Origin of the sequence: Guyparkeria hydrothermalis (assembly GCF_023555375.1) — a bacterium.
Classification (GTDB): Bacteria; Pseudomonadota; Gammaproteobacteria; order Halothiobacillales; family Halothiobacillaceae; genus Guyparkeria; species Guyparkeria hydrothermalis.
The window spans coordinates 257,030-269,467 of sequence record NZ_JAJSEE010000003.1; the positions used below are offsets into that span (position 1 = coordinate 257,030).

Annotated in this window: 11 protein-coding genes; 5 read left to right on the forward strand and 6 right to left on the reverse strand. The window is 67.1% G+C overall.

All coding sequences use genetic code 11. The features are described 5' to 3' along the window. Window positions 1-1,377: 1,377 nt before the first annotated feature. The gene (locus LV475_RS06100) at window positions 1,378-2,016 is read right to left on the reverse strand and encodes a GGDEF domain-containing protein (RefSeq protein WP_250105935.1); all 639 of its coding nucleotides are present in this window, start codon (window positions 2,014-2,016) and stop codon (window positions 1,378-1,380) included. Window positions 2,017-2,364: 348 nt separating this feature from the next. Here LV475_RS06100 and LV475_RS06105 point away from each other — a divergent pair, with 348 nt between their 5' ends. The 4 genes from LV475_RS06105 (at window position 2,365) to LV475_RS06120 (ending at window position 5,171) form a co-directional block, all read left to right on the forward strand. Beyond that, complete coding sequence (locus LV475_RS06105; RefSeq protein ID WP_136867982.1) at window positions 2,365-2,619, forward strand: DUF4282 domain-containing protein; 255 nt, start codon at window positions 2,365-2,367, stop codon at window positions 2,617-2,619. Window positions 2,620-2,747: 128 nt separating this feature from the next. Next, a complete protein-coding gene (gene rlmM, locus LV475_RS06110) occupies window positions 2,748-3,818 on the forward strand; it encodes a 23S rRNA (cytidine(2498)-2'-O)-methyltransferase RlmM (protein WP_250105936.1) in 1,071 nt (356 codons plus the stop codon). Window positions 3,819-4,613: 795 nt separating this feature from the next. Then, entirely contained in the window at window positions 4,614-4,751 is a 138-nt protein-coding gene (locus tag LV475_RS06115; protein WP_211238844.1) for a hypothetical protein, read from the forward strand. A gap of 30 nt (window positions 4,752-4,781) precedes the next feature. Further along, entirely contained in the window at window positions 4,782-5,171 is a 390-nt protein-coding gene (locus LV475_RS06120; protein ID WP_211238845.1) for a DUF305 domain-containing protein, read from the forward strand. Window positions 5,172-5,330: 159 nt separating this feature from the next. On the opposite strand, the gene LV475_RS06125 is transcribed toward LV475_RS06120, so the two are convergent. The 3 genes from LV475_RS06125 to pap form a co-directional block, all read right to left on the reverse strand. Then, entirely contained in the window at window positions 5,331-6,326 is a 996-nt protein-coding gene (locus LV475_RS06125) for a diguanylate cyclase domain-containing protein (protein WP_136867984.1), read from the reverse strand. Window positions 6,327-6,569: 243 nt separating this feature from the next. Then, window positions 6,570-6,815, reverse strand: a complete 246-nt coding sequence (locus LV475_RS06130) for a hypothetical protein (RefSeq protein ID WP_136867985.1) — start codon at window positions 6,813-6,815, stop codon at window positions 6,570-6,572. A 30-nt stretch (window positions 6,816-6,845) separates the two neighbouring features. Beyond that, window positions 6,846-8,348, reverse strand: coding sequence for a polyphosphate:AMP phosphotransferase (gene pap, locus LV475_RS06135; RefSeq protein ID WP_250105937.1), 1,503 nt, complete (start codon window positions 8,346-8,348; stop codon window positions 6,846-6,848). 116 nt (window positions 8,349-8,464) lie between these two features. Here pap and LV475_RS06140 point away from each other — a divergent pair, with 116 nt between their 5' ends. Next, on the forward strand, window positions 8,465-10,783 hold the full coding sequence (locus tag LV475_RS06140) for a DUF255 domain-containing protein (protein ID WP_250105938.1): 2,319 nt from the start codon (window positions 8,465-8,467) through the stop codon (window positions 10,781-10,783). A 195-nt stretch (window positions 10,784-10,978) separates the two neighbouring features. Here LV475_RS06140 and bioB read toward each other — a convergent pair whose 3' ends face one another. Further along, the gene (gene bioB / locus LV475_RS06145; protein WP_136868015.1) at window positions 10,979-11,977 is read right to left on the reverse strand and encodes a biotin synthase BioB; all 999 of its coding nucleotides are present in this window, start codon (window positions 11,975-11,977) and stop codon (window positions 10,979-10,981) included. 5 nt (window positions 11,978-11,982) lie between these two features. Continuing rightward, window positions 11,983-12,414 carry a hypothetical protein gene (locus tag LV475_RS06150; RefSeq protein WP_136868014.1) on the reverse strand — a complete coding sequence of 144 codons (432 nt, stop codon included), beginning with the start codon at window positions 12,412-12,414 and terminating at the stop codon, window positions 11,983-11,985. Window positions 12,415-12,438: the final 24 nt, after the last annotated feature.

Sequence of the window (12,438 nt, forward strand, 5' to 3'; positions counted from 1 at the left end):
ACGAAAAGAAGGACACCCCGACGCCTTGGCCCTTCGGGCCTGATCGCTGCGCGATCAGCCTCGCGAACGGGGCATCGCGGACGGGTCGGTTCGACGCGACGTCGTGTCGCGGCGAACCTCGGGCTTGCGTCCATGCAAGCCCGACCCTGCGATTCCCCGCTCGCGAGGCAAGGCGTAAGGGGGCTCACCCTCCGATTTCGACTGCTGCGAGCCTCCAATGCTTGAGGTTGCCTTCGCTTTCAGGTGGAAGGGGTTGTCCAGAGGGTTGAATCGAAAAAAGGGGTCAGAACCCGTTTAGCCTGAAGCGATCTGGCTGTTGAGTACGGGCTTTGCCTGAATTTCACGCGCCGGCTGGGCTAGCTGGCACTGGTTGATCGTCGTGCTTGGCGCGCGAGTCAGTTTTCTTGCTTGTCCAAGAAAACCGACGAAAAGAAGGACACCCCGACGCCTTGGCCCTGCGGGCCTGATCGCTGCCGCGATCAGCCTCGCGAACGGGCAATCGCGGACGGGGCGGTTCGACGCGACGTCCTGTCGCGGCGAACCTCGGGCCGCCGTCCCTGGCGGCCCGACCCTGCGATTCCCCGCCCGCGAGGCAAGGCGTAAGGGGCTCACCCTTCGATTTCGACTGCTGCGAGCCTCCAACACTTGAGGTTGCCTTCGCGTTCAGGTGGAAGGGGTGCCCAGAGGGCTAAATCTGCACGGCGGCAAACGGAGGCTTTCCCCCCTGACGGCTTGCCTCACGGCCGGCGGTTGGCCGGGGTCGGAGCGACATGGACGTCGCTCCGAGGCTCAGCGCGACACGACGTCGCGTCGAGCCGGCCCTAGGGAATCTCTGCACGAATCGATAGTGCCTCTGCGGGACCGCCAAGGGTCTAGATGCAAGGCGCGGTGCGCCGTGAATGGCCGTCGCCATTCGCAAGCGCCGCAACGCCGCAGATGGGCCCTTGGCGGCCCGCCCGTGCGGGGCTCGCGGGTTTGCCCGCACTCGTCGTTGCCGTCCCTCGACGGGCAATGAGCCCGCCTTCGGCCCGGCGCCTCGATTGCGAACATACCCGCGAGCCAGAGGCACCATCGATTCGTGCAGAGATTCCCTGGCCACCCGTCGGTCGTGAGGCTTCGAGGTCGGACCGCGTCCGGCCTCGAAGGCCCGAAGGGCCAAGCCGTGGGGTGTCTTTCTTTTCGCCCCTTTTCTTGGACAAGCAAGAAAAGGGGCTCGCGCGCCTGGCAGGGCGTTAATTAATGGCCGCCCCGCGCAAACAGGCGTGCGAAACGATCCACCAGCATTTATCCGAGATTTGAGGTAGTCGGCCTTTGGCCGACGTCGGACTGAAGTCCGACCTACAGGGGAAGCGTTGAGGCGGGGACGGGAAGAGAGCCCTATTTCTCGGGCGCTGGTTCTCCCCAATCCGCCTGCGCCGCCCGGCTCTCGTCGAGCGCCTCGTAAGCCCGCTGGACGATGGCATCGGCATCCTCGTCCTCTTCCCGGAACGCATCCACCCCCACGCTGACATCAAATCGCGTCGAGGCCTCGGCGTCCTCGACCAGGAAGTAGGCCGCCGCCAGGCGCAGCTTGTCCGCCACCGCCGAGGCGCCGGCTACCGGGGTGTCGGGCAGGATCACGGCAAACTCGTGGTCGGCGATGCGAAACGACATGTCCATGCCGCGCAGGGTCTCGCGCAGGCAGTCGCCGAAGGCGCGCAGGACGCGGTCCTCGGCCGACGGGCCGTGGTGGTTCAGGTACTGGACGATGTCGAGCAGGATCAGGCTCACCGGCAGGTCGTTGCGCCGATGCTGGCTGAACAGGGTGTCCAGCTGGCGCACGAAGTCACGGCGATTGCCCAGGCCGGTCAGGTCATCGATGAGCACCTGCTGCCCGGCCCGTGCGCGTTCGCGCCCCTCCACCCGGTCGAGTTCAGCGGCCAAGGAGCGCAGGCGCTCGATCAAGTCGTCGCGATCAAGCGAGTCGATATCCGCCAGCCAGTGCGCGGACGGGTTGGGCGAAGGGCGCTGACTCACGGAAGACTCCTTTTCTGACCAGGGAAACGCTGCACGGCTAGCGATACGACAATAGCAGCAAGCCGGCGCCGGATCAGATGGGGTAGCCCCCAGAAGGGGGAGGGCCCTGACTGTCAGGCCGCAATCCGGGTCACGCTGCCTGTGGTAGGCTCGGCTGGAAGCAAATTCGACAGGAAGTCGAGACGCTTGGAAGGGAATCTGTTGTTCTCCGATATTTCCCCCGGTTGGCGTTCCCCTGCCGGCCATCCAAAGCGGCTGACGCACTGTGTTCGGCAGCGCGGCACCGTTCCCCGTCTTGATCGTCCTTCGTGCTTCAAAAAACCAAGAACCAAAAAAGGACCAAGACCCATGAAAGACCTTCTTTTCTTCGACAAGATGCTGACGCCGAAATTTATTACCGTCATCTACTGGCTGCTGCTGGTGGGCGTGGTGATCGGCGGCATCGGCATGATGTTCGGCGGGTTTAACGGCTTCTCGTTCGGCACGTTCATCTCGGGCCTGCTGACCATCGTGTTCGGCGCGATCGGCGCGCGCATCTGGTGTGAGCTGATGATCGTGCTGTTCAAGATGAACGAGGCGCTGCAGGATATGCGTCACAAGTAACGCCGGTTACGGGCCCGGTTCGCCCGGGATGCCCGGGCCGTGGAAGGGAAGTCGCAGTCCGATCGATTCGATCGCTGCGGCTTTTTTGCGTCATGGCATCTCCGCGCGCGCTGAGGCATCCTCTCGCGATGATGGATACCAACCGACAACTGCTGCTTCTCACCCGCGCCGGCTACGAAGGCGACTGCGCCGCCCAGGTGCAGGCCGTCGCCGCCGAGGCCGGCGTGCACGGCTTCTGCAAGGCCAAGGCCGATACCGGCTATCTCACCTTCATCGCCCACGACGCGCAGGCATTGTCCGAGTGGTTCGAGACGCTCGACCTCGATGACCTGATCTTCGCCCGGCAGCTGTGTCTCGCTGGCGAGCCGCTGGCCGACCTGCCGCCCGACAACCGGCTGGGGCCGATCCTCGCCGCGCTCGATGGGCAGGCGTTCGGCGGCGTTTTTGTGGAGACGCCGGATGCCGACGCGACCCGGCCGCTGATGCGACTGGCCCGCCAGTTCACCAAGCCGCTGGAGCAGTCGATGCGCAAGCGCGGGCTGCTCGAACCGGGCAACCGGGAGTTGCCAAGACTTCACCTGACGTTCACCGATTCCACCACCGTGATCCCCGGCTGGTCGCACCCGGGGCAGGCGGCGCCACGACCGATGGGCATCCCGCGCCTGAAGCTCTCCAAGCACGCGCCCAGCCGCTCGGCACTCAAGCTCGAGGAGGCGCTGATCACCTTCCTCTCGCCCGACGAGCGCCAGGAACTGCTGCGCGCCGGATTGGAGGCCGTGGATCTCGGGGCCGCGCCCGGCGGCTGGACCTGGCAGCTGGTACGCGACGGGCTGATGGTCACGGCCGTCGACAACGGCCCGATGGCGGAAGAGCTGGCCGCCTCCCACCAGGTCGAGCACCGTCGAGAGGACGGCTTCACCTTCCGCCCCGAGCGGCCGGTGGAGTGGCTGGTCTGCGACATGGTGGAGAAACCGATCCGCGTGGCGGCGCTGATGGCCGACTGGATGGCGCGCGGCGATTGCCGCCGGGCCATCTTCAACCTCAAGCTGCCGATGAAGAAGCGCCAGCAGGCGGTGATGGAGTGTCGGGAGTTGATCGAGGATCGGTTGATCGAGGCCGAGGTGCCGTTCGAGTTGGCTATTCGGCAGCTGTATCACGATCGGGATGAGGTGACGGCTTATTTACGACGAGTGTCGTAGTCGTCTCCTGTCAGGCGTGGTTTGTGGTTTCGCACGCCGTTTTCGCTCGGTGGTTTGCAGGATGCCGCCATGTCAGGCGCGCGAGCCTCTTTTCTTGCTTGCCCAAGAAAAGAGGCGAAAAGAAGGGCACCCCGACGTCCTGGCCCTGCGGGCCTTCGAGCCCGGACGGGGTCCGGTCTCGAAGCCTCGCGACCGGCGGCTGCCTTCGGGGTCGGCTCGACGTGACGTCCTGTCACGGCGAGCCTCGGAGCGACGTCCCTGTCGCTCCGACCCCGAGCCATCCCCCGGCCGCGAGGCAGGGCGCAAGGGGATCTGGTTCCCAGCCATCCGGTGGCGCGACGCACATCCCCAAGGGAACTGGAAATTTTGGGGTCGCGTTCTCTGCCTAATCGAAGGGTCGAGTCCCCTTGTGCCTTGCCTCGCGAGCGAGGGATTGCAGGGCCAAGGCACCGGGGTGTCCTTCTTTTCGTCGGTTTTCTTGGACAAGCAAGAAAATCGACTCGCGCGCCGAGCACGGCACTGTCTTCATGCCTACTCGCGCAATTGGCACGCGAAATATCCTCCATCGACATGAATACGTGTCCGCCAAAGCCGAGTGTCCCCGCCCACGTGGCCCGACAAGATCCCCGAATCCAGGACACCCAAACCCCCACCCCTCCCGGTCGATGCGAAAGGCGCGGTCTACGCTCTCGGTGATTGTGCGAGGCGGGCGCCGTCTCGGTGTGGTTTTCGGCACTTCGGGCGCTTGTCTCTGTCTAGAACCAGGCCATGTGACGATACGAGGGAGAACCCGTCATGAGTCAGAAATCGCCAATGTCCGGCATGAGCTGGGGGCGCTTTGCGGCGATGATCGCGACGTCGACCGTCATCATGTTCTTCTTGATGTACCAGCTGGTCTTCTCGCTGGATCACGCCACGTTCAGCATGAATTGACTGATCGCCTCGCTGCTAATGGGGTGCGTCATGGCCGTGGTGATGCTCGGTTTCATGTGGCCGATGTACCGGGGGCGGAAGACCAAGGTGGCGGTCGTGGTCGTGGCGGCCCTGGTGGGCGCCTTGTTGCTGGCCGTGAACCGGTGGCAGGTGCTGATCGACGATGACGATTTCATGAAGTCGATGATTCCCCACCACTCGATCGCGATAAACAACGCGCGCAAGGCCGATATCAGCGATCCGCGCGTCCGTGAACTGGCCGACGAGATCATCGCCGCACAGGTCCGCGAGATCGAGTTGATGAAGCGGCTCCTGGACGATATCGAGGAAAACGGCGAGCGGGGCGATGCCGCCCTTCCGCCTCGTTCCACCGAGATAACCCTGGAAATGGAGCGCAAGATCCGTGAGGCGATGGAGTGACGGCACGTGATCCGTAGGGCCGTGTCGGCCCGGTCGGGCGGAGGGCGCTCGGCGGCAAGGGCGTGGCGCGTTCAGGAAAATCGGCGCGACAGCCCCCGGTCAACGCGCGACGGTGCGCGCCCCGCGACCGACGACCGTTTGCCCCGAGGGTGACTCACCTCACCCCCGATCCGCCCCCCGCCGCTCCGCCGGCCCACGCCGGCGCTCCCCCTTCTGCGCGTACATCCGCCCGTCGGCGCGGGTGATCAGCTCGTCCAGGTCGGTGCCGTCGGCCGGGCAGCGGGCCCAGCCGATGCTCAGGCGCGGGTCGATCTGTCGGCCGTCGATGGTCAGCGGGCGTTCGAGTTCGGCACGCAGCGCGGCCTCGTGCTCGGCCAGTCCCTCGTCGTCGGGTACCAGCAGGCAGAACTCGTCGCCGCCGAGCCGGGCGACGATTCCGCTCTCCCCGGCGGCGGCCTGCAGCCGTTCGCCCACGCGGGTGAGGACGTCGTCGCCGATGGCGTGGCCGTGTTCGTCGTTGACCGGCTTGAAGCAGTCGAGGTCGATGTAGGCCAGGGCGAACGAGCCGCCGTCGCGTTGGCAGTGAGCGGCCTGCTCGTAGAACGCGCGCCGGTTGAGCAGGCCGGTGAGGGCGTCGTGCCGGGATTCGTAGTGCAGGCGCTCGCTGGCCTGGTCGAGTTGCTCGGCCTGCTCGTGCAGCTCGTGCTGCAGGCGCCGGAAGGTGCGTCGGGTGGTGAGCATCAGGATGGCGGCGAACAGGATGCCGCCGATGCCGAACCAGAGCATGAACCGGCGCGCGGTCTCGGCGGTGTCGCGGGCGCGATCGATGGCCGCCTGCATGATCGCCTGCTCGTGGCGACGCAGTTCCTGGATGACGCCGTCGAACTGGCGGTCGAGATCGAACAGCTCGTTGCGCACGATGCGCATGGCCGGCTCGATCGCGTCGCGGGCGGCCAGATCCACCACGCGGTCCTGCAGTTCGACGGTGCGCGGGATCAGTTCGTCCTGGCGTTCCATCAGCGCGAGGCTGCGCTCGTCGTCGAGCCGGGCGCGCAGGGCGTTGCGCGCCTCGCCGACCCGGTTGCCCCACTTGTGGTAGTCCATCATCAGCGCGTCGCGCTCGAACGGGTCGTGGGTGAGCAGCTGGTTGATCATGGTCTGGTGGCGGTTGTAGGCCGCCCCGGGAAGGCCTGCGCAAATCCGATACCGCTCTGCGTGCCTTGAGCCGGGCAGATGCAAGGCATCCGTTCGCCGCGAAAGGGTTATTCCCTTTTCAAGAACGGTAACGCAGCAGCTGTCCGGCTCAAGGCACGCCCTGCGGGGCCAAGCGAGTCGCCCGTGCTCGGTGTTGCGTCGTCTTGACGTGGCCGCCGGCACGCCGGCGACGACGCGCCGTGATCACGAACGACTCGCATGGCCAGAGTGGCATCGGATTTGCGCAGACCTTCCCTGCAGATCGCTGGCCAGTTGCAGGCGTTGTCCGTGGTCCTGGGTGACGCTTTTCAGCTCGACCTGCAGGCGGTGGTTCTGCCACAGGCCGTTGGCGACCACCAGGATCATGCCGGCGAGCAGGATGCCGAAGGCGAACGTGATCAGGCCGATCTGGCGGCCGTGGGTCTCGCGCAGGTGGTGGGTAAACTTCATGGTCGGATCGTCCTTGTTGCCGGGGTTGGCTCAGTCCGTCGGGTTGCGCTTGAGCGTCTTTTTCACCGCCTCGGCGGCGATCTTCATCACCTCGATGCGCGCGTAGCGCTTGTCGTTGGCCGGGATGATGTGCCACGGCGCGTACTCGGTCGAGGTGCGGATCACCATCTCGTTGACCGCCGCCTTGTAGTCGTCCCACTTCTCGCGGTTGCGCCAGTCCTCGGGCGTGATCTTGTGCTTCTTGTAGGGCGTCTGCTGGCGGGCCTCGAAGCGCTTTAGCTGCTCGTCGGGCGTGATGTTGAGCCAGAACTTGAGCAGGGTCACGCCATGCTCGGCGAGCTGCTCCTCAAAGGTGTTGATCTCGTGGTAGGCGCGCGCCCAGTCGGGCTGGGGGGCCAGGCCCTCGACGCGTTCGACCAGCACGCGGCCGTACCAGGAACGGTCGAAGATGGTCCAGTAGCCGTCGCGCGGGATCTGTCGCCAGAAGCGCCACAGGTAGTGGTGATCGGCCTCCTCGTCGGTGGGCGCGGCGATCGGGATGACGCGGTAGAGCCGCGCGTCGAGCGCCTCGGTCAGGCGGCGGATGGCCCCGCCCTTGCCGGCGGCATCCCAGCCCTCGAACAGGGCGACCACCGGGCGGCGTGCCTCGAAGCCTTCCCAGCCGAGCCGGTTGAGCCGGGCGTCGAGGTCGCGCTTGCGTTTCTTGTAGTCGGGCTTGTCCAGCACGAGGTCGCCGGGGACGTGGTCGACGATGGTGCGCCGCGCGCTGTCGGCGTCCGGCAGGGCCGGGGCATGCGAGACCTTGATGGGACTCGGGCTCGCGCCGTTGGACAGGCGCGTGTCGATGGCGCGCAGCAGGGTCTTGCCGGCGGTCAGGTCACGAAAGTGCGGATCGGTCGCCTCGATCAGGAACCAGGGCGCCTCGCCGGTATCGGTTTCCCGCACCACGCGGGTGGCGATGCCGATGAACTCGTCGTAGTGGTTGGCCGCCTTGGCCGTTTCCGGGGCCATGTGCCAGTGGCTCTTGGGGTCGCGGCGGCGTTCCTTCACCCGACGGGCCTGTTCGTTGGCCGGCAGGTGGAACCAGAACTTCACCAGCAGCGCGCCGCCGTTGATCAGCATGTGCTCGGTCTCGCGGATGCGCTCGAGCTCGCGGCTGACATCGTCCTCGGCCAGCTGGCCGTGCTGGGCGTCCTCGATCAGGTGCTGGTACCAGCCGCCGAACAGCACGGCGATCTCGCCGCCGCCGGGCATCGACCGCCAGTAGCGCCACCAGCGCGGGCGCTGCTTTTCCTCGTCGGTCTCGTCCCAGAAGACGTGCGTCTGCACGCCGCGCGAATCCAGCCACTCGAGCAGGTGGTTGACCAGTTCGCCCTTGCCGGCGCCCGCCACGCCGTTGATCAGCAGCAGTACCGGCAGGTTGGCTGCCCGCGCCCGGCGCTGGGCATCGAGCAGCTGCAGGCGCAGCGCCGGCACGGCGTCCTTGAAATCGGACTTGGCGAGGCGACGGCCCAGTTCGGCGGCTTCGAACATCGGGATTCCTGCATAAACGGGGAAAACTGCAAGCCTAGCACCGCCGGCGGGTGTTGCCGCATTGTGCGTCGGGCTGTGCCATTCTCGTGACTGGACTCGAACGATGGGGTGACGGGATGACTCGAGTGCATGCCTGGCTGTGGCCGCTCGTGCTGCTGGCGATGGCCGGTGGCCCGGCCGTCGCCGAGAACCGACTTGCCGACACCGCCTCGGATTACCTGCGCGACCACGCCGACAACCCGGTCGACTGGTACCCCTGGGGCGAACAGGCCCTGGCGCTGGCCCGCGAGCAGGACAAGCCGATCTTCGTCTCGGTGGGCTATTCCACCTGCTACTGGTGCCACGTCGCCAAGCGCGAGCTCTACGAGGACCCCAAGATCGCCGCGGCGATGAACGAGGGGTTCGTCAACATCAAGATCGACCGCGAGCAGCGCCCCGACCTCGATCGAGTGTTGATGGCCGCCACGCGCGCGCTGGGCGAGGGCGGCGGCTGGCCCAACAACGTCTTTCTCACCCCGGACCTCGAGCCCTTCTTCGCCGGCAGCTATTTCCCGCCCGAGCCGCTGCCCGGCCGCGAGAGCTTCCCGCAGCTCCTCGAGCGTCTCTCCGATCAGTGGCAGTCGAATCGCGAACCGCTGCTCGAGCGGGCCGAGGCAACCGCCGAGGCGCTCAGGGAAGGCGCGGACACCAGTCTTGCGCCCGAGCGAATCGACCCGACCGACTGGCGGGCGCGGGCCATCAAGGCGCTGGAAGACCAGTTCGACCCGCTGGTGGGCGGCTTCGCCCCGCCGGGGCAGTCGAGCCGCTTTCCGCAGTCGCCCAGGCTGGCGCTGCTGCTCTCGGCGCTCGATGGCGACGACCAGGCCGCGCGGGCGGAACCGATGCTGCGCCAGACCCTGGCGGCGATGAGCATCGGTGCGCTGTTCGATCACGTCGGTGGCGGGTTTCATCGCTACACGGTCGACCCCGATTGGGCGATCCCGCACTTCGAGAAGATGCTGGTCGACAACGCCCAGCTGATCGGTCACTACGCGCGGGCCGGGCAGCGGCTCGACGAGGACTGGCTCGGTGACGTCGCCGCGCGCAGCGTCGGGTATCTCGAGCGCAGGCTCTGGGCGGACGAGGGGGGCTATTTCACCGCCGAGAACGCCGAGCTCGACGGCATCGAGGGCAAGAGCTACGTCTTTACCGCCGAGGAGATCCGCGCGGTGTTGGGCGAGGATGCCGAGGCCTTCCTCGACTGGCACCAGCTGGCCGGCCTGCCGGAAAGCCGGATCGATCACGAACTGCCCGATGGCGGGGCGGTGAACCTGGCCGTGGGCCGGGCCCTGGATGCCTTCGAGCGGGGCGAGCTGGCCGAGTCGATCGCCGGCTTCGAGCCCGATTACGCCGCCCTGCTCGAGGCGCGCCAGGCGCGTGGCCTGCCCCAGCGCGATCGCAAGCAGGTCGCCGAGTTCAACGCCCTGGCCGGGCTGGGTCTGCTGGCGGCCGCCCAGCCGCTCGACCGGGGCGACTGGCACGAGCGGGCGCAGGCGGTGGGTGACTGGCTCTGGACACGGCTTTGGGATGCCGATGCGCAGCGCCTTAGTCGGCAGGTCTATGAAGGGCAGGTCTCCGGCGAGGCGTTCCTTTCCGATCACGCGGCCGCGGGGCGCCTGATGCTGGCGCTGTACGGGACGAGCCACGATATCGGTTGGCTGTTCCGCGCCCAGCGGCTCGCCGCGACGATCGAGCGCGATTACCTCGACGAGTCGGGGCGGCTGCACGAGCGCCCGCCGCAAGCGGGTGGCGGTCTGCCGCTCAGCCCGCCGCTGACGGGTGACGATGCCTCGCCGTCGGGGCATTCGCAGGCGGTGGTGTTCCTGCTGGATCTTGGCGTCGTGCTCGAGGACCCGGCGCGCCAGGCGCGGGCGGTGCGCGCGTTGGCGGGGTTCGCCACCGAGGTGGACGCCGCACCGGCCGACTGGGGGTTCCTGGTCGGCGCACTGGCCCGGCCGTCGCGTGCCGCGGTGGTGACGCGCGAGGCGGCGCGGCTGGCCGAGGCGGCCGAGACCACCGGCGGGCCGGGCGAGACGCGCGATCACGTCGCGGTCGAGGCGCGCGCGGTCGAGGCCGGTGCGGCCATCATCGTGCGCCTCGCCATCGACGAGGGCTTTCACGTCAATGCCAACCCGGCCAGCGAAGACTTCCTTGTGCCGACCCGTGTCACGGCGCTGGATGGTGAGATCGGGCCGATCGACTATCCCGAGGGCAGGCCGTTTCGCGCCGAGTTCGCCCGTTCGGCGATCGATGTCTACGAAGGGGTGATCGAGCTGCGGGTACCCGTGACCGGCGGGATGCCGACGCGTCTATTACTCGATCTGCAGGCCTGCGATGACGAGGTGTGCCTCGCGCCGGACGAGGTGGAGGTCGCCGTCGATCAGGGTGGGGAATAGCCGACCCAGGGTGGCCGTAGGAGCGGCTTTAGCCGCGACATGCCGAGCCGCCACCCGATCCCATCGCGGCTAAAGCCACTCCTACGACGCCCGCTCCCACAATGGGGCGTCGATTGCTCGGCGCGCCAAACGAAACGGGCCGCGGCCGACCGGGTGGTCAGTCGCGGCCCGTGATGGCCGTGATGTGGTTGCCGATCAGGCCGAGACGGAGGCCTGCTGGCTGTCGGCCGGCTCGTCGAGCTGGCAGCCGTCGGGGATCAGCGGGGTCAGGCCGAGCTTCTCGAACATGGCCTCGTCGGCCGCCGCGTCGGCGTTCTCGGTGGTCAACAGCTTCTCGCCGTAGAAGATGCTGTTGGCGCCGGCGAAGAAGCACCAGGCCTGGATCGCCTCGCTCAGTCCCTCGCGGCCGGCGGACAGGCGCACGTGCGAGCTCGGCATCAGGATGCGGGCCACGGCGATGGTGCGGATGAACTCGATCGGGTCGAGCGCCGGGACGTCGGCCATCGGCGTGCCCGGGATGCGCACCAGCATGTTGAGCGGCACGGATTCCGGCGCGCGCTCGAGGTTGGCCAGCGTGGTCAAAAACGAGGCGCGATCCTCGCGCGATTCGCCCATGCCGAGGATGCCGCCCGAGCAGACGTTGATGCCGGCCTCGCGGACGTGGTCGAGCGTTTCGAGGCGGTCGTCGATCGAGCGGGTGGTGATCACCTGGTCGTAGAACTCGGCCGAGGTGTCGATGTTGTGGTTGTAGTAGTCGAGACCGGCCTCCTTGAGGCGGCTGGCCTGCTCGGGCTTGAGCATGCCGAGCGTGACGCAGGCCTCCATGCCGGTCTCCTTGACCACGCGCACCATGTCGATGACCCGCTCGAGCTGGGTGTCGGTGGGGTTACGCCAGGCCGCGCCCATGCAGAAGCGCGAGGCGCCCTTCTCGCGCGCCCGGCGGGCGGCGGTGCGCACCTCGTCGAGCGGCAGCAGGCGCTCGCGCTCGAGGCCCGTGTCGTAGCGGGCGCTCTGCGAGCAGTACTTGCAGTCTTCCGGGCAGGCGCCGGTCTTGATCGAGAGCAGGGTGCTGACCTGGACCGCGTTGGGGTCGAAGTGCTCGCGATGCACCGTCTGGGCCTGGAAAAGCAGGTCGTTGAAGGGCTTCGCGAACAGGTCGAGCGCTTGTTGCTTGCGCCAAAGCGGGCGGGTCATGGGAATCAGTTATCCTCGAACGATTCGGGCGGTTCGGTGAAGGAATCTTCCCAGGTATCTTGCTTGATCCGGTAGAGGTCGTAAAGCGACCAGGGGATCAGGATCAGCGCGGCGATCGCCCAGACGACCAGGTAGAAGGTCAGGCTGGGCGGCGCGAACACGGCGATCACCATGGCGGTGCCGGCCACCCCGTAGAAACGGTAGGCGGCCCACTGGGTGTAGTAGCCCACCTTCGGGTTCGGGTGGTGCTTGTTCAGCGCGTAGACCAGCATCGACAGGCCGGTCCAGAAGATCGCCAGCGGCAGGGGCACGATCATCGCGACGATGTTGCCCCAGTTGAACCAGGTGGCGGCCCGCCGGGCCGACCGGCCGGAGATGCGGGTCGGGGTGTGCTCGTCGTTGTTGTCGAAGGTGTCGGCGGACGCGTCGTGGTTCATGGTGAGACGACCTCTAAATATGCG

What these genes read in the sequence shown, in the direction of transcription:
- LV475_RS06120 (WP_211238845.1), top strand. Translation starts at nt 4,782, where the DNA reads ATGGCCGTGGTGATGCTCGGTTTCATGTGGCCGATGTACCGGGGGCGG.
- LV475_RS06115 (WP_211238844.1), top strand. Translation starts at nt 4,614, where the DNA reads ATGAGTCAGAAATCGCCAATGTCCGGCATGAGCTGGGGGCGCTTTGCG.
- LV475_RS06150 (WP_136868014.1), bottom strand. Translation starts at nt 12,414, where the DNA reads ATGAACCACGACGCGTCCGCCGACACCTTCGACAACAACGACGAGCAC.
- rlmM (WP_250105936.1), top strand. Translation starts at nt 2,748, where the DNA reads ATGATGGATACCAACCGACAACTGCTGCTTCTCACCCGCGCCGGCTAC.
- pap (WP_250105937.1), bottom strand. Translation starts at nt 8,348, where the DNA reads ATGTTCGAAGCCGCCGAACTGGGCCGTCGCCTCGCCAAGTCCGATTTC.
- bioB (WP_136868015.1), bottom strand. Translation starts at nt 11,977, where the DNA reads ATGACCCGCCCGCTTTGGCGCAAGCAACAAGCGCTCGACCTGTTCGCG.
- LV475_RS06140 (WP_250105938.1), top strand. Translation starts at nt 8,465, where the DNA reads ATGACTCGAGTGCATGCCTGGCTGTGGCCGCTCGTGCTGCTGGCGATG.
- LV475_RS06105 (WP_136867982.1), top strand. Translation starts at nt 2,365, where the DNA reads ATGAAAGACCTTCTTTTCTTCGACAAGATGCTGACGCCGAAATTTATT.
- LV475_RS06125 (WP_136867984.1), bottom strand. Translation starts at nt 6,326, where the DNA reads ATGATCAACCAGCTGCTCACCCACGACCCGTTCGAGCGCGACGCGCTG.
- LV475_RS06130 (WP_136867985.1), bottom strand. Translation starts at nt 6,815, where the DNA reads ATGAAGTTTACCCACCACCTGCGCGAGACCCACGGCCGCCAGATCGGC.